The organism is Shewanella sp. ANA-3, assembly GCF_000203935.1.
Taxonomy (GTDB): Bacteria; Pseudomonadota; Gammaproteobacteria; order Enterobacterales; family Shewanellaceae; genus Shewanella.
The window spans coordinates 3290377-3310229 of record NC_008577.1 but is presented as its reverse complement, the minus strand read 5'-3'; the positions used below and the strand labels follow the sequence as shown (position 1 = coordinate 3310229).

At 49.9% G+C, this 19853-nt stretch carries 15 protein-coding genes; 10 read left to right on the top strand and 5 right to left on the bottom strand.

Annotated elements, in window-relative coordinates; all coding sequences use genetic code 11:
- The first annotated feature begins 68 nt into the window (after nucleotides 1–68).
- From SHEWANA3_RS14570 to SHEWANA3_RS14535, 8 genes are all read left to right on the top strand, one after another.
- Nucleotides 69–1568, top strand: a complete 1500-nt coding sequence (locus tag SHEWANA3_RS14570; protein WP_011717649.1) for a CoA-acylating methylmalonate-semialdehyde dehydrogenase — start codon at nucleotides 69–71, stop codon at nucleotides 1566–1568.
- A 163-nt stretch (nucleotides 1569–1731) separates the two neighbouring features.
- On the top strand, nucleotides 1732–2889 hold the full coding sequence (locus SHEWANA3_RS14565; RefSeq protein WP_011717648.1) for an acyl-CoA dehydrogenase family protein: 1158 nt from the start codon (nucleotides 1732–1734) through the stop codon (nucleotides 2887–2889).
- A 64-nt stretch (nucleotides 2890–2953) separates the two neighbouring features.
- A complete protein-coding gene (locus SHEWANA3_RS14560; protein WP_011623346.1) occupies nucleotides 2954–3727 on the top strand; it encodes an enoyl-CoA hydratase in 774 nt (257 codons plus the stop codon).
- The gene (locus tag SHEWANA3_RS14555; RefSeq protein WP_011717647.1) at nucleotides 3727–4878 is read left to right on the top strand and encodes an enoyl-CoA hydratase/isomerase family protein; all 1152 of its coding nucleotides are present in this window, start codon (nucleotides 3727–3729) and stop codon (nucleotides 4876–4878) included. Before SHEWANA3_RS14560 ends, SHEWANA3_RS14555 begins: the two co-directional genes overlap by 1 nt.
- Nucleotides 4879–4978: 100 nt before the next feature.
- Nucleotides 4979–5881, top strand: a complete 903-nt coding sequence (mmsB, locus tag SHEWANA3_RS14550; RefSeq protein ID WP_011717646.1) for a 3-hydroxyisobutyrate dehydrogenase — start codon at nucleotides 4979–4981, stop codon at nucleotides 5879–5881.
- Between the two features lie 19 nt (nucleotides 5882–5900).
- A complete protein-coding gene (locus tag SHEWANA3_RS14545; protein WP_011717645.1) occupies nucleotides 5901–6659 on the top strand; it encodes an SDR family oxidoreductase in 759 nt (252 codons plus the stop codon).
- A gap of 207 nt (nucleotides 6660–6866) precedes the next feature.
- Nucleotides 6867–7109, top strand: coding sequence for a hypothetical protein (locus tag SHEWANA3_RS14540; RefSeq protein ID WP_011717644.1), 243 nt, complete (start codon nucleotides 6867–6869; stop codon nucleotides 7107–7109).
- Between the two features lie 58 nt (nucleotides 7110–7167).
- A complete protein-coding gene (locus tag SHEWANA3_RS14535) occupies nucleotides 7168–9201 on the top strand; it encodes a prolyl oligopeptidase family serine peptidase (RefSeq protein ID WP_011717643.1) in 2034 nt (677 codons plus the stop codon).
- A 102-nt stretch (nucleotides 9202–9303) separates the two neighbouring features.
- Here the strand turns inward: SHEWANA3_RS14535 and SHEWANA3_RS14530 are convergent, their stop codons facing one another.
- On the bottom strand, nucleotides 9304–9693 hold the full coding sequence (locus tag SHEWANA3_RS14530) for a MerR family DNA-binding protein (protein ID WP_011717642.1): 390 nt from the start codon (nucleotides 9691–9693) through the stop codon (nucleotides 9304–9306).
- A gap of 136 nt (nucleotides 9694–9829) precedes the next feature.
- Between SHEWANA3_RS14530 and SHEWANA3_RS14525 the strand changes: the two genes are divergently transcribed.
- Together SHEWANA3_RS14525 and SHEWANA3_RS14520 are read left to right on the top strand one after the other, a co-directional pair.
- Entirely contained in the window at nucleotides 9830–12091 is a 2262-nt protein-coding gene (locus SHEWANA3_RS14525; protein ID WP_011717641.1) for a heavy metal translocating P-type ATPase, read from the top strand.
- Nucleotides 12092–12566: 475 nt separating this feature from the next.
- Nucleotides 12567–14159: an ABC-F family ATPase gene (locus SHEWANA3_RS14520; protein WP_083757913.1), complete on the top strand. Its 1593-nt coding sequence runs from the start codon at nucleotides 12567–12569 to the stop codon at nucleotides 14157–14159.
- A gap of 129 nt (nucleotides 14160–14288) precedes the next feature.
- Here the strand turns inward: SHEWANA3_RS14520 and SHEWANA3_RS14515 are convergent, their stop codons facing one another.
- The 4 genes from SHEWANA3_RS14515 to SHEWANA3_RS14500 all read right to left on the bottom strand — a co-directional run bounded on the left by SHEWANA3_RS14515 (nucleotide 14289) and on the right by SHEWANA3_RS14500 (nucleotide 19842).
- Complete coding sequence (locus SHEWANA3_RS14515) at nucleotides 14289–15185, bottom strand: DMT family transporter (protein ID WP_011717640.1); 897 nt, start codon at nucleotides 15183–15185, stop codon at nucleotides 14289–14291.
- Between the two features lie 176 nt (nucleotides 15186–15361).
- Nucleotides 15362–18052, bottom strand: a complete 2691-nt coding sequence (locus SHEWANA3_RS14510) for an FAD-binding protein (protein WP_011717639.1) — start codon at nucleotides 18050–18052, stop codon at nucleotides 15362–15364.
- A gap of 60 nt (nucleotides 18053–18112) precedes the next feature.
- Nucleotides 18113–19132: a diguanylate cyclase gene (locus tag SHEWANA3_RS14505; protein WP_011717638.1), complete on the bottom strand. Its 1020-nt coding sequence runs from the start codon at nucleotides 19130–19132 to the stop codon at nucleotides 18113–18115.
- A gap of 332 nt (nucleotides 19133–19464) precedes the next feature.
- The gene (locus tag SHEWANA3_RS14500; RefSeq protein ID WP_011717637.1) at nucleotides 19465–19842 is read right to left on the bottom strand and encodes a DP-EP family protein; all 378 of its coding nucleotides are present in this window, start codon (nucleotides 19840–19842) and stop codon (nucleotides 19465–19467) included.
- Nucleotides 19843–19853: the final 11 nt, after the last annotated feature.

Genomic DNA, 19853 nt, shown 5'->3' with positions numbered 1-19853 from the left:
CATCCCGCTGAGGATAAACATAATATCGCACCGTCAGCTCGACCCTAAACAAGGAAAAGGATTGCAACATGACCACACAAGTTAAGCATTACATCGATGGCGAATTCACCACTGGCACAGGTACATCACAAATCGTGGTGACCAATCCCGCCAATAACGAGCCAATCGCCCTTATCAACAGCGCTACGGCCGATGAAGTGCACGCGGCCATTGCCAGTGCCAAGGCGGCTTTTAAGACGTGGAAAGAAGTGCCAGTGTCTGAGCGTGCCCGTGTCATGTTGCGCTACCAACACTTGTTAAAAGAACACCACGACGAACTGGCGACAATCCTTGCCAAAGAAACGGGCAAAACCTTTGAAGATGCCAAGGGCGATGTGTGGCGCGGAATTGAAGTGGCAGAACATGCCTGCAACATTGCTTCATTATTGATGGGTGAAACCGTTGAAAACGTCGCGCGTTCAATCGATACCTACAGCTACACTCAGCCTCTGGGGGTGTGTGCGGGCATCACGCCGTTTAACTTTCCAGCGATGATCCCCCTGTGGATGTTCCCACTGGCGATTGCCTGCGGTAACACTTTTATCCTTAAGCCATCAGAGCAAGACCCAATGACGCCGCAGCGCTTAGTTGAGCTGTTTGTCGAAGCGGGCGCGCCAAAGGGCGTTTTACAGCTGGTACATGGCGATAAAACGGCGGTAGATATCCTGCTGGCAGACCCTGCGGTGAAAGCCATTTCCTTCGTGGGCTCAGTGGCTGTAGGTCAATACATCTACAAAACCGGTACCGATAACTTAAAACGCGTGCAAGCCTTTGCTGGGGCAAAAAACCACTGCGTGATCATGCCTGATGCGAATAAGCAGCAAGTGATCAACAACCTAGTGGGCGCATCGGTTGGCGCTGCTGGTCAACGCTGTATGGCGATTTCGGTCGCGGTATTTGTCGGCGCGGCTAAAGAGTGGATCCCAGAGCTTAAAGAAGCCTTAGCTAAGGTTCGCCCAGGTTTATGGGACGATAAAGAAGCAGGTTACGGCCCACTGATTAGCCCAGCCGCTAAAGCGCGCGTGCTCAAACTTATCGCCCAAGGTAAGGAAGAAGGGGCTGAGTGTTTACTCGATGGCAGCGACTTTAGCGTGGCGGGCTATGAGTCTGGTAACTGGGTCGGACCGACCATGTTCACTAAGGTCACGACCGATATGAGCATCTACAAAGAAGAAATCTTTGGTCCTGTACTTTGCTGTATGGAGTCCGATTCATTAGAAGAGGCCATCGAACTGGTTAACGCCAGTCCCTACGGCAATGGTACCTCTATCTTTACCGCAAGCGGCGCCGCCGCCCGTAAATATCAACACGAAATCGAAGTTGGCCAAGTCGGCATTAACGTGCCAATCCCTGTGCCATTACCTTTCTTCTCATTCACGGGTTGGAAGGGCAGTTTCTACGGCGACCAACACGCTTACGGTAAGCAAGCGGTACGTTTCTACACTGAAACTAAGACCATTACTTCCCGCTGGTTCGAGTCGGACATTGCCGTGGCCGCAGGTCCAAATATGAGCATTAACTTGCGCTAAGCGGTTTAAAAACAGTTTCAACGCATTGTGAAACGGCAGGTGATTCAGTCTAAACGTGGCGCCAGTTGACGCCCATTGATGATAAGCCTGCTGATAAATTCACTGTGTATTACGCAAAAGATATTGACGAAAAGAAATGGCCAAAGAGTCATAGGAGAGCCAAATGGATTTTAATTTCAACGAAGACCAACGCCAATTTGCCGATCTGGCCCGCCAGTTCGCGGCGGATGAACTCGCCCCCTTCGCCGCCAAATGGGACGAAGAACATCATTTCCCTAAGGATGTGATCCAAAAAGCCGGTGAGCTGGGTTTCTGCTCCCTGTATTCCCCCGAATCGGAAGGTGGCATGGGCCTGTCGCGTTTAGATGCCTCGATTATTTTCGAAGAGCTATCGAAAGGCTGTACAGCCACAACAGCCATGCTGACGATTCACAATATGGCCACTTGGATGGTTACCACTTGGGGCACAGATACGCTGCGTCAAGCTTGGTCTGAGCCCTTGACCACGGGCCAAATGCTGGCGTCTTACTGCTTAACTGAACCAGGTGCGGGCTCTGATGCGGCATCACTGCAAACCAAAGCGGTGCGTGAGGGTGATGAATATGTGGTATCTGGCTCTAAGATGTTTATCTCGGGCGCAGGTTCAACTGAGCTTTTAGTCGTAATGTGCCGCACTGGCCAAGCTGGGCCAAAGGGGATTTCGGCGATTGCCATTCCTGCCGACAGTGAAGGTATTATCTATGGCAAGGCCGAAGATAAGATGGGTTGGAACGCGCAGCCGACGCGCTTAGTTACCTTCGATAACGTGCGTGTACCCGTTGCGAACCTGCTCGGTGAAGAAGGCCAAGGTTTTACCTTTGCGATGAAAGGTTTAGACGGTGGTCGTATCAATATCGCCACTTGCTCTGTCGGTACGGCGCAGGCGGCTTTGGAGCGTGCGACTCAGTACATGAATGAACGTCAGCAATTTGGTAAGCCGCTGGCAGCCTTCCAAGCGCTGCAATTTAAGCTCGCCGATATGGCGACCGAATTAGTGGCCGCGCGTCAAATGGTGCGTCTGGCCGCCTTTAAACTCGACAGTGGCGACCCAGAAGCGACCGCCTATTGCGCGATGGCGAAGCGTTTTGCCACCGATGTGGGCTTCCAAGTTTGTGATGCCGCGCTGCAAATTCATGGCGGATATGGTTATATCAGGGAGTACCCCTTAGAGCGTCACTTCCGTGATGTTCGCGTACATCAGATTTTAGAGGGCACTAACGAGATTATGCGCCTCATTATCGCCCGTCGTTTACTCGACGAAAATGCCGGACAAATCCTCTAAGCTGCCCAGATGGGACTATAGGATTTGGCGATAACCGATTGGAAATATAAGGGAGCCGAAACAGATGGAATATTTAGTTGAGCGTATCGAAGGCCACACGGCGATTCTGACGATGAATAATCCGCCGGCCAACACTTGGACCGCCCAGAGTTTGCAGGCGCTCAAGGCCAAAGTGCTGGAGCTTAATGCCAACAAGGACATTTATGCGCTGGTGTTAACTGGCGAGGGTAACAAGTTTTTCTCCGCCGGTGCCGATTTAAAACTCTTTAGCGACGGTGATAAGGGCAATGCGGCGAGCATGGCAAAACACTTTGGCGAAGCATTTGAAACCTTAAGCCAGTTCCGCGGCGTGTCGATTGCCGCCATTAACGGTTATGCCATGGGCGGCGGCTTAGAAGTCGCGCTGGCCTGTGATATTCGTATCGCCGAGACCCAAGCTGTGATGGCACTGCCTGAGGCCACCGTTGGCCTGCTGCCCTGTGCGGGTGGCACCCAAAACCTGACCGCTTTAGTGGGCGAAGGTTGGGCGAAGCGGATGATCCTCTGCGGTGAGCGGGTGAATGCTGCCCAAGCGCTGAATTTGCGTTTAGTCGAGGAAGTGGTCGAAACGGGTGAAGCCTTAAATGCGGCGATTGCACTGGCCGCCAAAGTGGCGAATCAGAGCCCAAGCAGCGTAACTGCCTGTAAGACACTCATCCAAGCAGGGCGTCAAATGCCGCGCAGCCAAGCCTTACCGATAGAGCGTGAACTGTTTGTCGGATTGTTCGATACTGAAGATCAGGCCGAAGGCGTGAACGCGTTTTTGGAAAAACGTAAAGCTGATTGGAAGAACCGCTAATGACAAATTTAGTAGATAAGGCTGCACACACGTCCACCACACAAAATGTGGTTTTTCAAACCTTAGCCACCGCCTCAGGTAAATTAGTTGGGGTGGTGACGCTCAATGTTGAAAAAGCCCTCAACGCCTTGGATCTCGATATGGTTCGAGCCATGACGGTGCAGCTCAATTTGTGGAAAAAAGATCCGTTAATCGCCTGTGTGGTACTCGATGGCAGCGGAGAAAAGGCGTTCTGTGCGGGTGGCGATGTGCGCGCGTTATACCACGCGTCTGTTGCCGCTAAGGGACAAGTGACTGAGGTCGCTAAAGTCTTCTTCGAAGAAGAATATCGTCTCGATTATCTACTGCATACCTATGGCAAACCTGTGCTGGTATGGGGAGATGGCATAGTGATGGGCGGCGGTCTGGGTCTGATGGCAGGCGCGAGTCATAGAGTCGTGACAGAAACCTCCCGTATCGCCATGCCCGAAGTCACCATCGGGCTTTATCCCGATGTGGGCGGCAGTTATTTCCTCAACCGTATGCCGGGTAAAATGGGGCTGTTTTTAGGGCTAACGGCCTATCAAATGAACGCCGCCGATGCCTGTTACGTTGGCCTTGCCGATCATTATCTGAATCGTGACGACAAAGAGCTGATGTTCGATGCCATGGCTACCCTCGATTGGAGCGATACGCCAGCGCTGAACCATCAAAGACTCGATACGATGATCAACGAGCTATCGAACCAAGTGGACATCCCTAAGGGCGATAGTTTACTGGCCGAGAGCCAAGAGATGATCGACCGACTGATGGCGGGCAGCTTGACGGATATCGTCAGCCGTATGTCAACCTTAAGCACCGAAGAAGCCTGGTTAAATAAAGCCTGCGCGACTATGCTCGCGGGCAGCCCTATCAGTTGGCATTTGGCGTATATCCAAACGCAACTCGGCACCAAACTTAGCCTAGCACAATGTTTTAAATGGGAATTAACCGTCAGCGTTAACACCTGTGCTAAGGGCGATTTCTGTGAAGGCGTACGGGCACTGCTGATTGATAAAGACAGACAGCCAAAATGGCAATTTGCCGATGTGCAATCCGTGCCAAACAGCGTTATCGAGGACATTTTGACCTCACCTTGGGGAGAGGAACATCCCTTAAGCCAATTAAGCTAAGCCAATCGATGGCAGGTAAAGCGAGCGCTTTGCCTGCCATTTTTGTCTGGAATAACAACTATCTGGAATTATAAAAACACCAGAACACAGGAGTGATGGCATGAGTACTGTAGCATTTATCGGTTTAGGTAATATGGGCGGCCCAATGGCGGCCAATTTATTAAAAGCGGGCATGACGGTACGTGTCTTCGACTTAGTGCCAGCCGCCATGCAAGCCTTGGCCGACCAAGGCGCCTTAGTGTCGAGCACGGCATGCGGCGCTGCGGCGGGAGCCAATGTGGTGATCACTATGCTGCCTGCGGGTAAGCATGTTAGAAATTTATATTTAGGTAATGGCAGCGAGAAAGGCCTACTCGAGGTAGTCGCTGGCGATACTTTGTTGATTGATTGCTCGACCATTGATGCCCAAAGCGCCCAATTGGTGGCGGCCGAAGCGGCTAAGAGTGGTATCGAATTTATCGATGCGCCAGTATCGGGTGGTACGGCGGGCGCGGCGGCAGGCACCTTGACCTTTATCTGTGGAGGCTCGGACATCGCCTTCGAACGTGCGCAACCTGTACTTAACGCTATGGGCAAGAATATCTTCCATGCGGGCGGCGCTGGTGCCGGTCAGGTCGCTAAAATCTGCAACAACATGCTGCTATCTGTGTTGATGGTCGGTACTTCTGAGGCATTGCAAATGGGGATTGACCATGGTCTCGATCCTAAAGTGCTGTCGGACATTATGAAGGTCAGCAGCGGCGGTAACTGGACCTTAGAGAAGTACAATCCTTGCCCGGGCGTAATGGAGAATGTGCCTTCTTCTAAGGGCTATCAGGGCGGCTTTATGGTAGATTTGATGGTTAAAGATCTCGGCCTCTCTCAAGAAGCAGCATTATTGAGCAATTCGAGTACACCCATGGGCTCACTCGCGCGCAGCTTGTATGTGAATCATGCAAGACAAGGCAATGGTCGTCGAGACTTCTCCAGTATTTTTGAACAATTTGCACCACTTAAAAAATAGATAAACAAGGGATAACCAGATGGATTTAAAAGATAAGGTTGTCGTCATCACTGGCGGCGCGGGTGGTTTAGGCTTAGCAATGGCGCACAATTTTGCGCAGGCGGGCGCTAAGTTAGCGCTGATCGATGTTGATCAAGAAAAACTCGAGCGCGCCTGTGCCGATTTAGGCTCAGCCACTGAAGTCCAAGGTTATGCGTTAGATATTACCGACGAAGAAGATGTGGTCGCAGGTTTTGCTTACATATTGGAAGATTTCGGCAAAATCAACGTATTAGTGAATAACGCCGGCATCCTACGCGATGGCATGTTAGTTAAAGCTAAAGACGGCAAAGTGACTGACCGTATGTCATTCGACCAATTCCAATCGGTGATCAATGTTAACCTCACTGGCACCTTCCTTTGTGGCCGTGAGGCGGCTGCGGCGATGATCGAATCGGGTCAAGCTGGGGTGATTGTCAACATTTCTAGCCTCGCCAAAGCGGGTAACGTAGGCCAATCTAACTACGCGGCCTCTAAAGCGGGTGTGGCGGCCATGTCTGTGGGTTGGGCAAAAGAGTTAGCCCGTTACAATATCCGTAGCGCAGCGGTAGCCCCTGGGGTGATTGCCACTGAAATGACTGCGGCGATGAAGCCAGAAGCGCTTGAGCGTTTAGAGAAGCTTGTGCCCGTTGGTCGTTTAGGCCAAGCGGAGGAGATAGCCTCTACCGTACGCTTTATCATTGAAAACGATTATGTAAATGGTCGTGTCTTTGAAGTGGATGGCGGTATCCGTCTGTAATATAGTATCTTATTGATATTAAAGAAAACCGAGCATTTGCTCGGTTTTTTATTGGGTAAAGATTAGCGTATTAAAAGCGATTTTAGCTCAGGGGATTGGTGGAACGGAGTTGACATTTACTGGCTATCCTTCAACAATCGCACTCCACTTTTTTTACATAACTTTACAAATAGGGTTGACATTATAGTGATGGAGTTGATTATCTGAATGTCATGGCAGGATAAGGCCCTTTGGCTTGAAAAAATCACTAAGCGCATGATGTTAATCGTCGGTGTCTTAGGTGTCATAGTGATCTACGGCGGCTTCTTCTTTCTTCTCTTCACAGGTCGTTCGGTCGAGGTGATCCCGTGGTTTTTTCTGCTATCGCCTTGGATTTGTATTTACTTTGGTCTCACGCAGGTGCAGCAGGCCAATGTCATCAAGTGGTTTATTAAAAAAGTAAAAAAATAAGCCCGCAAAGGGCAGTGGCATATTTCGGTTTGTTTAGTTGGCAAACTTGGGGAATACAATGGGGTTAGGACGCTATTTACCGTATCTGCTGAGTGCAGTTTTGCTGCTGGGCGGGTGTGAGCGTACGGATACACACTATTTACCCGCCAAGGAAAATGGCGATATTAAAGTGGCACCCTATGGCAGCTGGCAATCACCCTTGTCTGCGGCCGAGGTGTTTGAACAGGCCGATGATATTGCCGAGTTGCAAAGCGTTGGCGACGCAATTTATTTTGCCGAGTCCAGTGGCAGCGCACAGGGCAAAGTTGGCATTAAACGCCTCGATGGCCTTGGCAAAGTGACCGAAGTGGTTCCCCCCGATTTTAATGTCAGATCTACCGTGCATGAGTATGGCGGTGCTGCATTCTTAGGCATAGGTCAGAGCTTGTTTGCCACTAAATTGCAGGATCAGCTGTTTTATCGTTTCGCCCCGAATCAACCACCATTGCCGTTAACCCCCAATGGCACTCGCCATGCCGATTGTGTCGCGTATCCCAAGGGTTCGCGGATTATTTGTGTGCGTGAAGACCACCGTCAGGGCGGTGAACCTAAAGCCAGCCTAGTGACCATCAATCTTAACTTTGCTGGTGAAGGCGATACCTTCGTCACTGGCCATGACTTTATTGCTTCCCCCACAATTTCCCCCGATAACACGCAATTGGCGTGGATCACTTGGGAACATCCCTATATGCCTTGGGATAACAGCGTGCTTTGGCTTGGGGATCTTGACCGTAAGGGTCAGTTAAAAAATATTCGTCAGGTGAATACGCCCAAGGATTCTTCGGTGACTCAGCCCTTATTCGGCCCCGACGGCAACTTATATGTGGTGTCCGATCTCAGTAACTGGTGGAACATTTACCGCGTGACGCCACAACAAACCTTAGTGTCAGTGCTAAGTAAAAATGCCGAGTTTGCCGTGCCCGATTGGCGTTTAGGCAACCATAACTACGCCTTCGAAAATGCCTCGACCTTGATAGCCAGCTATGTCGAAGGCAATCGAGCAGCATTGCTGCGTATGCACTTAGATACGGGGTTAACCGAATCCCTTGCCGTTGATTTTGCTGAGATTACTCAGGTGGTGAAGGGCGAAGATGGGGTTTATTTTGTCGGCGCTAAGGCGACGCCAGAGAAGGGCATTTATCGAGTTGTCGGCCGTGGCACTGAGTTAGTCTATGCCCCTGCGCTGCCGAATCTTGACCCGAATTACGTGTCGCGGGCGAAAAATATTGCTTTCGCGACGGGTAAAAATCAGCAGGCCTATGGTTATTTTTATAGTCCGGTGAATCCCAATTACATCGCGCCCCACGACACTAGGCCGCCGCTTATTGTGATGCTTCATGGTGGGCCGACGGCGCGCGCATCACTTGCCTATCGCAGTGAGATCCAATTCTGGACCAGCCGCGGCTTTGCCGTGTTGGATTTAAACTTCCGTGGCAGCAGTGGTTTTGGCCGCGCCTATCGCCAGAGCCTGTATGGCAAATGGGGGGAAAGCGATGTGGAAGATGCAGTCAATGCGGCTAAGTATTTAGTGGCTAAGGGCTGGGTCGATGCCAATAAACTGGCGATTCGCGGGATCAGCGCTGGCGGTTTAACCGTCATGTCCTCCTTGGCGTTTTATGATGTGTTTCAAGCGGGGGTGAGCTACGAGGGGATCAGCGATTTTGAGCAGCTCGCTAAGGGTACGCATAAGTTTGAATCTGGCTATTTAGATCAGCTTATCGGCCCCTATCCCGAGATGAAGCAACGCTATCGCGAGTTATCGCCACTCAATCACTTAGATGGCTTGAATGAACCTTTGCTGATTTTCCAAGGCTTGAGAAACAAGATAGTGCCAACGGCGCAGTCGCGACAAATTTATGAGGCGCTCAAAGCCAAAGGCGTGCCTACGGCCTATATCGACTATGGTGATGATTCCGACGAAGGGCGAACGCCTGAGCATAAAGCCGCCGGCTTAGAAACCGAGTTAGCCTTTTATGGCCAAGTGTTTCATTTTACCCCAGCGGGTAAATTACCCACATTCGGCTTCGATAATGTGATGGCGCTGAAGCATTAAAGTCTTGGTGATAACGCCTCTGAGCTCGCGATAACCCCATAAAAAAGCCTGCATCCAAGCAGGCTTTTTTATAACTGCGTGTTAATGCAGATGATTAAGCATTTAGTGCTGGTGATTAAGGCTATCAATAATGGCGCAGTGAGGCTGCTCGCCACCTTGGCACTCGCTGACCATTTGCTGTAACTGGCTACGAAGATTCTGCAATTTACCAATTTGCTCCTCGACATAGGCCAAATGGTTGCGGGTGAGTTGCTTCACATCTTCGGCATTGCGGCTATCGTTATTGCGAAGGCCAAGCAAGAGTTTGCAATCCTCGAGACTAAAACCTAAGTCGCGGCACTGGTGGACAAATTTCAGCGATTCGATATCCCGATGGCGATAGACCCTGTATCCCGCCTCGTTACGCTCGCCGCAGACAAGGCCGATATCGTGGTAATAGCGTATGCTTTTAACGCTTAATCCTGTGTGTTTCGCGACTTCACCAATTTTCATACTGACCTCGGTTTTATCTGTTCTAAAGACTCATGCAGACAAGTGTGATACTTGCCACAAAAACACCCTTGACTCTCCCGTGATGGGAGACTTTATCTTAACCCTATAGCAGTTAAGTTCAAGTGAGGGATCTTCCATGTCGCAGATAAAACTCTATGTCGCCACCATGAATTGTGCAGGGTGTGTGGCCAAAATTGAAAAGGCCTTTGCGGCCGAGCCGAATGTGAGTGCCCGTATCAATCTCGCCGATAAACAAGTGACTGTCGATGGCAAGATGAGCAGCGATAAGGCACTGGCAGTCATGGATAAGGCGGGTTATCCCGCTCAGTTGATTGTGGACGCAAAGGCGGCCGCAGAGGAAAAACGGGTCGAGGATGCGGCTGAGTATCGCCTGCGGATGCGTCAGGCCATCACCGCGCTCGCTGTCGGTATCCCTATGATGTTATGGGGATTACTGGGCGGTGAAATGATGATTAATAGCCCTAGCATGCAGCTTGGCTGGGGCATCATGGGCTTAGTTACCCTGGCTCTTTTAATCGGTACAGGGCGCCATTTCTATCAGGGAATGTGGCGCGCGCTTAAAGCCAAAACCACCAATATGGATACCTTAATCGTGTTAGGTACCAGTACGGCATGGCTCTATTCTATGCTGGTGGTGCTTATCCCGAGTGCGTTTCCCATGGACACTCGCCACGTGTACTTTGAGGCGAGCGTGATGATCTTAGGCTTAATTAACTTAGGCCACGCTCTCGAGCTGAAAGCTCGGGGCAAGACCAGCGAAGCGGTGCAGCGCTTGCTCGGCCTGAAATCTTCTACCGCGATTCGTATTGGCGACAATGGCGATGAAGAGGTGGAAATCGACCAGCTCAAACTGGGGGATAAACTCAGACTTCGCCCGGGCGACAGGGTCGCACTCGATGGCGTAGTGGAGTCCGGCCAATCATTACTCGATGAGGCTATGCTGACGGGGGAGCCGATCCCCGTGCCTAAGCATGTTGGGGATAATCTCAGTGCGGGGACTGTCAATGGTAACGGCAGTTTAGTCTATCGGGTGACCGCAGGGCAGCAGGATACGCGCCTTGCCAAAATCATCGCACTGGTGCAGGAGGCGCAAACCTCTAAGATGCCGATTGGTCGTCTGGCCGATAAAATTTCGGCGGTGTTTGTGCCTACGGTCGTGGTCATCGCCTTACTCGCGGCAGCGATTTGGTATCTTGTTGGGCCAGAACCTGCGCTCAGTCATGCACTTGTGGTGCTTACCAGCGTGCTGATTATCGCCTGTCCCTGCGCCTTAGGGTTAGCCACACCTATGTCTATCATGGTGTCCGTTGGCCGCGCCGCTCAAATGGGCGTCTTGGTTAAAAATGGTGAAGCACTGCAAAGCGCCAGTAAGGTCGATTGTGTGGTGCTGGATAAAACTGGCACTGTGACTCAGGGTAAACCCCAAGTGACCGATATCCATTGGATTGAGGTTAATGACCAAGCACTCAGTGATGAAGACAAGCGCGTACTACTTGGCGCTATCGCCAGTCTTGAGCAGCATTCAGAGCATCCACTAGCCAGCGCAATGGTCAGCTATGTTAAGCAGGCCTCTATTCCCTTGCCCGTGACCGAGATGTTTACCAATCATCAAGGTAAGGGCATCGAAGGGCGAGTCGATGGCGCCGACTTTTTAGTGGGCAATCAAGCATTAATGGCGGCATTTGATGTGCAGTCAGGGGAGGGCGTGACAGGCAGCCACTCAGGCTTTGCGGTAGAAGCCGCCGCGCAATTTGCCAAACAGGGCAAGACAGCGATTTATGTCGCCAAGGCGGGCAAGTTAGTGGCCACTATCGCCATTGCCGATCCGATCAAGGCCGACGCTAAAGAAGCAATAAGCGCAATACGTTCACAGGGGATTCGCGTAGTGCTGCTGACCGGCGATAATCCGCAAACGGCGCAGGCGGTGGCAGCTCAAGTGGGCATAGAGGAAGTGATTGCGGGCGTATTGCCCGAGCAAAAGCAACAGCATATTAAAGCCTTACAACAGCAAGGCCATGTGGTTGCCATGGTGGGGGACGGTATCAACGATGCGCCCGCCCTGATGAGCGCCGATGTGGGGATCGCCATGGGATCGGGCACTGAGGTGGCGATCGAAAGCGCGGATATGACTCTGCTGTCCCATCAGCTGATAGTGATTGCTAACTTATTGGCACTTTCCCGCGCGACCATTCGCAATATTAAACAGAATCTGTTTGGGGCCTTTATCTACAACAGTTTAGGTATTCCAGTGGCGGCGGGCGTCTTGTATCCGCTCACGGGGATGTTGTTAAGTCCAGTGATTGCTGGGGCGGCGATGGCGCTGTCTTCCCTAACTGTGGTCACCAATGCGAATCGGTTAAGACAGCAAAAGTTATAACGCTTGCGCTCGCATGAGTGATAACACTTTGCCTCGCTAAATCTTAAGGCAGTGAGTAAGTACTCCTGATACAGCCCGCATTTTGCGGGCTGTATTGTTTGAACATAAATCTACACTTCAGCCTACACACCTGTACAAACCTTACATTTCCCTCACATCTAAATAGCTAATCACTTGAGTGGATTCATCCTGCTGTCATCCCATTCCATTAGCTTGAATCATTCGGTAAAAATGTTGCTGAAATAAGCTGTGAGCTTAGATTCATATCAGCATTTAAATAAGCCTTCTAGCTCGTTATTTTGCTTGACGATTCGCGGCTAAGTAGGCCTTTTTAGTTGATAATTTAGCCCAAACTGCTATAGTGCCACGTTTATTTTTACCCCCTCAGGTTAGACAACTTGGCTTTTGCAAATAGGTTTATACTTAGTTGCCTTGCCAGACGTCCGGCCAACCTAACTCGATTTGGAAGTTCATTTTGATCACTACAGCGAATATCACCATGCAGTTTGGCTCTAAGCCACTGTTTGAAAACATCTCAGTTAAATTCGGCGGCGGTAACCGTTACGGTCTTATCGGTGCGAACGGCTGCGGTAAATCAACCTTCATGAAGATCCTTTGCGGTGATCTAGAGCCGAGCAGCGGTAACGTATCCTTAGACGTCAACGAGCGTCTGGGCAAGTTAAGCCAGAACCAATTCGGTTATGAGGAATTCACCCTTATCGACACAGTGATCATGGGCCACCGTGAACTGTGGAAGGTGAAACAAGAGCGTGACCGTATTTATTCGCTGCCAGAAATGAGCGAAGAAGACGGCATTGCCGTGGCAAACCTTGAGATGGAATTTGCCGAAATGGACGGTTACACCGCCGAATCTCGCGCGGGTGAACTCTTGCTCGGTGTCGGTATTGGTATCGAAAGCCATTTCGGTCTGATGTCTGAAATCGCTCCAGGTTTAAAACTGCGGGTGTTATTGGCGCAGGCGCTGTTCTCCGATCCAGACGTACTGCTGCTCGACGAACCTACCAACAACTTGGACATCGACACTATCCGCTGGTTACAGGACGTACTGAACCAACGCGACAGCACCATGATCATCATTTCGCACGACCGTTACTTCTTAAACTCAGTCTGTACCCATATGGCAGACTTAGACTACGGTGAACTGCGCGTTTACCCAGGTAACTACGACGAATACATGCAAGCGGCCTCTCAGGCCCGTGAGCGTCTGCTGGCCGACAATGCCAAGAAGAAAGCGCAAATCTCTGAGCTGCAAACCTTCGTGGCGCGCTTCTCTGCAAACGCTTCTAAGGCAAAACAAGCGACTTCGCGCGCGCGTCAAATCGATAAGATCAAGCTGGAAGAAGTTAAAGCCTCTAGCCGCGTTAACCCATTCATTCGTTTCGATCAGGAAAAGAAACTGTTCCGTAACGCATTAGTGGTTGAAAACTTAGCCAAAGGTTACGACACGCCGCTGTTTAAAGACTTAAACCTTATCGTCGAAGTGGGTGAGCGTATCGCAATCCTCGGTGAGAACGGTGTGGGTAAAACCACACTGCTGCGTACCTTAATCCATGATATTCCTCAGGATGAAGGTCTGATCCAATGGTCTGAAAACAGCAACATCGGTTACTACGCGCAGGACCATGAGTCAGATTTCGAAAACGATATGACCCTGTTCGAGTGGATGAGCCAATGGCGTAAACCAGAAGACGACGACCAAGCGGTACGCGGTATTTTAGGCCGTATGCTGTTTAGCGCCGACGACATCAAAAAGTCAGTCAAAGTGCTGTCGGGTGGTGAAAAGGGTCGTATGTTATTTGGTAAGCTCATCATGCAAAAGCCAAATATCCTGATGCTCGACGAACCAACCAACCACATGGATATGGAATCGATCGAATCATTAAACAACGCGCTGGAAAAATACGAAGGCACATTACTGTTCGTGAGCCACGACCGCGCATTCGTATCGTCACTGGCCAACCGTATCCTTGAAATCACCCCAAACGGCGTGAATGACTTCAAGGGCACCTACGATGAGTTCCTCGTGAGCAAAGGTATCGAAGGCTAATCACTGGTTTTGCCTTAAGTATTCAGATAAAAAACGCCGCTTATTAGCGGCGTTTTTGTTGCTGAGGTTTGAATTGCGCGCTTAACTTTGTGTTTAACTTCACCTTTAACTATGCGCTTAACTGTACGTTTAAGTTGGGCAATCCTTTAAGGTCTTGCTGGCCGTGTGGCGCTGGCTTAAGTAACCCTGTGCTATGCCCGCCAACATAATCAGCATTACCCCCAGCATTTGCTGTGTTGTGAGCGCCTCATCAAATAACCACCAAGCGAGTGCGACCACCACCACAGGTTCGACGTAGGAGAGGGTGCCATAGGTGACCGAAGGCAGCTGCGCGAGGGCTTTTACCGCAAACAGAATGGCTAAAAATCCCGGAAAGAAGCCAATCGCCAACAGCCAAGCAAATTGATTCAGACTCGGCACTAAGGGCGTCGTTAACACTAAGGGCAGTAAGCAGAGGGCGCCGACACTGAGTTGGACTAAGGTGCTTTGATAGGGCGAGGCGGCGCTCGGTTTACGGTTGATTAAGATAAAGCCGCAATAGGTCAGCAATGCGAGCAGGGCATAAAAATATCCCATGATTTCATTGTCGTAGAGTGACTGACTCGAGGTCACGGGCAGCATCAGCATAAAACCCATCAATGCGAGCACCACAGTGGCGATGCTAGAATGCTTAAGCCTCTCGTGAAACACAAAATGGGCAAAGAGTGACGCCAGCACAGGGGCGAGATAGATAATCATGATCACCGTGGCCATTTGGGTGTATTCAATGGCCTCGATATAAAAAGCCATAAATCCCGCCAACATAGCGCCATTGACCAAGGTGCGCTTGCTCGGTTTGTGGCGAATTTGCCGTCCTTTACCTGTTAACAGCATATAGGCCATTAAAAACAGCGCGCCGAGTAGCAGGCGGTAAAAGGTAATATGTTCGGCGGGCAGGGCGGCAAAACGGGCGAATACGCCAATGGTGCCCATTAGGCTCGCGGCCAGCAGGGCAAGCACTATGGCCAGTGCGGGTGGCGGTGTCATGTATCACCTTTAATGCAAATAATTCAACGACGAAGGAAGCTGAGTTTGCCTTAAAAATGCCGCCTAGGCGAGCGCTATTGCGAACGCCGTGTTGGCGTGGTGTTGCAAAGATGCTGACCGCCCCACATCAGCAGAGATTGATGAGTTGACTGCGCTAGCAAGCCATCAATCCTCTGCTACACAATGGATTTGCGTGAGCGAAAATGATTTAAGGGATCTTGACAATAACTGGCTTTAACCTGCTGCAACATTTGGTAATTTTGCCCAAAGTAGCGTGCGGTCGGGATGGTATTGTCCTTAAAGCTGATAAAGGCGCCAGAGCTATTGGCAATGCAGGCATCGCGGCAGGTGTCTATCCAGTCGAGCGCCTTATTCACTCGGGGATACACAGAGTTAACCTGCATTAAGGCTTGCTCTTGGAGTTCGCTATTCCACCATGCTTGATACTGAATAATGTAGGCCTGCTCCTTGTAGGGGAAGGCGCTCTGGCTTTTTTGCACTTCACCAAGTGTGCGATAAAAATCACCGGCAATGGCGCTTAGGGTGACATAGGTAAACAAGCCTAATTGCCGATTGCCATCAATCAGTTGTGATGAGGTGAGGCTGTCGATAAGCGCGATATGCCCCTGTTTTAGCCCCTGTGCATGGGCCAAGCGCGATGTCACCCTATGGGGCGCGGGCTTGAGCAAATCCTGCGAATGTTGGCGCTGATTTTCATACAGCTGTATATCCGTATCATTAATCAATTCGGCCATTCTATGGTTTAAGACGGGTTGTAAATCCCGAATGGCTTCGCGGTTCCAGCTCTCCATCAATTCATCGCCATAGGATTGGCTTAATCCGCCCATGGCCGCCATTTGCACTCTTTTGGGTTTTAAGCCGACCTCACTAAACTGGGTCTTGATAAAGTGCGCAAGGCTCGCAGGATTCCCCTCCCAATAGCCGTACATAATGCAGTTATGTTTGGCCTCTTGAGGATCCTGCACGCCAGTGTTTAATGGCGGTTTTACCCCTGGCAAAACGGTGGGTTTGGCTTGGATTTTAAGATTGGTGCCCAACAAACAAGGCAGATTATCGGCCAGAATAATCTGCTCCCAACGCTCCAATAATCTTAGGGTCGGGGTGGTTTCTCGTAGCTGTTGGCTATCCTGCTGATACGGGTTCCATTCTAGTTCAAATTTCAGCAGGCTTGGGGGCAGAGCAAAAGTTTGAATAAAAAAACGAGTGACAATACCGTAGCTTAAACCGCCTCCCCCTTTGAGCGCCCAGAGGAGTTCGGGCTTATTGGCCGCCGACACCACTTGGGTTTCACCTACGCCCAACACGATTTCTGCCTGCACTAAGCTTTCGCAGCACATGCCGTATTTACGGCACCAAGGTCCCCAACCTCCGCCCATAATAAAACCCGCTAAGGCATGGGAGGCGCTGGTGCTGTGGGGCAGCATTAAGCCCTTTTGCGCCAGATAACTGGTTAAAGCTTGCATAGTGCAACCTGGCCCAACGGCGACAATGCCGCTGATGGGGTCGAGTTCGATGCTGTTCATCAAGGAGAGGTCGATCACTATGCTATTGGTCTCGCCACTTTCCCCTTCGTGATCATGGCCGCTGGAACGCACACTAATGGCTAAGTGATAATCGACCGCCGTCTTGTAGACCAGCTTGACCTCTTGGCTGGTGCGGCATTTGATGATGGCGAGGGGCCTTTTTTGCAGGCGGCGATTAAACAGTTGGCAGGCGTTTTCGTAGGCCAGCATCTGTTGTCCCGTGCTTACCCAAAAATCCTGCTCTGCATAATACTGGCCATCGGTAATGATATTGTCGCTGGCAATGTGGCTGCGCACTTCGTTAATAAAGCGCATAAAATGCTTGGCTTGGCGGGTGACCACATTTTCGCTGATACGGATCTCGGCCGTTAATCGGTTCGAAGTTGATTGGCTGATAAAGCAATCAAATTCCAGCTCATTACTCAGCTGTAAATCAATCTGTGAGCGATGGGGGGTGAGGGATTTTAAAATATCAAAGCTCAGTTTGATATCGGTACTTTCTTTGGCTTGATAGTTCGCCTTATAAATAAAATGTGGCCAGTTATCACTGCTGGATTCAATCATATATGCGCAGCGTTCATGGGCGGGGATAATACTCGGTAGCTGCTTGTTAAAGTTATTGCTGTTTAAGTTCTGCTTACTAAAGTTATATTCGGTATCATTAAAAATAATCAGCATGACTTCCTGTCTTGCTAATTGCGCTGGCATTAAGTTGAGAGTCTGCTTTGAATGTTGTTTGGGATAAATATATAAGTTGCTGTCAATCAGCGCCGCTTGCTGCTGTGGATGTAAATAACAATCTAAAATTTCAGTGTCAGTTAAACAGGCTTCAATCAAATTAATATTAACGATTTCCCCATCGAAAGTCGCAGTAGTCTGTTTTTCGGTTTTTAATTTAGCCTCATCCGTTAAGGGCGTTGTATGTTGCTGTAAATGGATTTGATCGCCATCGATAAAACAGCTTAATTCATGGTATTGATAGGTGATGGATAATAAATGCCAATAACCATCATTTAAGCCGCCTAAGGTGGATATAGTGTCAATCTGTAATAACTGGCTGTTTACTCGAATATCGATATGCCCAAGTGGCGTTATTTGCACCATAAAGCAGGGAGTATTGGCTTGGTCGCAATATTGAAATACCGTCCCGCCCTGTTGAGTGTTAACCCAAGCTTGGAAGGTAAACACATCTAGGGTCTGACTGAGAGAAAATGGCGTTAAGGAAAGTGAATTCATTGAGGCTGCTGTCTCTTGACCCTGTACTTGAGCCACAGAGTTAGTCGAGGTATCCGAAGTGTTATGGGGTGTATTCGGCGTTTTCATGGGCAACATCCTTGTTTAATTTCATTCCCTTACGATTGCTTACGCTGCAATCACCACTGCCTACAGTGAGGCGTTTATCCGGTCACGACCATCGGCCTTGGCGCGGTAAAGCGCGGTATCGGCGGCGCACACCATGGCGAGTGAAGTACGGAACTGGCCATTAACTTCACTGGCAATCCCTTGGCTGGCGCTTATCGAGACATAATCCCTAAGTCCTTGGTCAGTAAAGCGAATATCATTAATCTCTTGCTGAATTTTTTGCGCTATGGTCAGCGCCATTTTGGCATTGTGATTAGGCAGGATCAGCGCAAACTCTTCGCCGCCGTAACGGGCCGCAAGACCGATGTCGATAGGCACAATATTGGCGATCACTTTGGCGATTTTTCTAAGGCATTCATCACCTTGGATATGACCAAACTGGTCATTAAACACCTTAAAATAATCCACATCGATAATGACTACGCTGATGGGACGCAGTTTGGCGGTGCATTCTTCCCATTGCTGTTGCAGCATTTCATCAAAATAGCGACGGTTCGCCAGTTGGGTGAGGGAGTCGGTGGCGGCCAATTTACGCAGCTTGAGGTTTTCCGCCTTATGTTGAGTTAAATCGTGCATCACCATCACAAACACAGGTTCATGGCTAGGAATATAAGAGATAGACAACTCAACATCTTTGGCTTTGCCAGAGGCGCAGATCAGCGTGGTTTCCTGCGCAGGGTGCTGCACGGGGTGACCACAATTGGTGCCTAGTTGCACATCGTGACTCAGGAGATTGTCGTAGCGCGCTTGATGATGTTCGGTCAAAAAATTGCGCCAGTCTTGGCCCTTTAAACTCGCCTGCGGGCAATCGAGCAGCTCGGCACTACGTTGATTGCACGAACGGATAAAGCCGTTGGCATTCACTAGGATCACTGGCTCGGTTAAATGTTGAATAAAGAGTTCAATGGTCTCGAGGGAAGAATGCTCGAAAAAGTTCAGCGGTAGCTCGGCAGCCTTTGCATGCTGAGTTGCGGCCAATGCAGCATCATCGACAATGGATAAGGCGGGTTGTTGGCGTGCCAGTTTCGGTGAGTTTGTCATTGTTATCTTTCTCCGTGAACTTTAATCATCTGCGCTAGGCGCTTTTCTGAGGATGACTTTATTCTGGCGGAAGAAAAGATACCTTCTGCTTATCTTCTGGTTTAACTTGTTGTTTATAAATGAATAAAAAATTATCTTCCGAATGATTTAGGGCAATCTTCACGTCGATTCGCTGCGATTAATGTCGTATGAAGGTGAAATAATGCGCAAATTTGCAAAGAAGGATTGGTTAAAAGTGGAGGGAATTGGCTAGCTAAGACGTTTGGCTGTGGCAAGCAGAGGGGGACAGGAAGGGGAAAAGGGGACTGCTCAGCAGTCCCTTTCAACAAAGATTAGTTTTGTGGGCGGTTAGTAATTTCAGGATCAGGACTTAATACCAACAGAGTATTGGTGGTATTGCTCAGTACAAATTGGAACTTAGTGTTTCCTGGGGTTCTATCGAGGTCAACAAGTTGCACTAACATACCATCGCTGCTAATGGTCACTGCATCGACAATTTCATCAAACGGAGTAACAAAACCCACACCGACAAATTTTAAGCCTTTACCGGTTTGGTCATTGAGTAAATAGGTTACAGTTCCAGCTTGAGTGATGGTGACATCACCTGGGCACTGCTGACCGTTTGCATCGGTATAGATAAATACAGGTTCACCATTTTCTAGGGTGACATTGACTTTAATAAATTGAGCAAGACCTTGTGGTACGAACATGTTTATTTCCT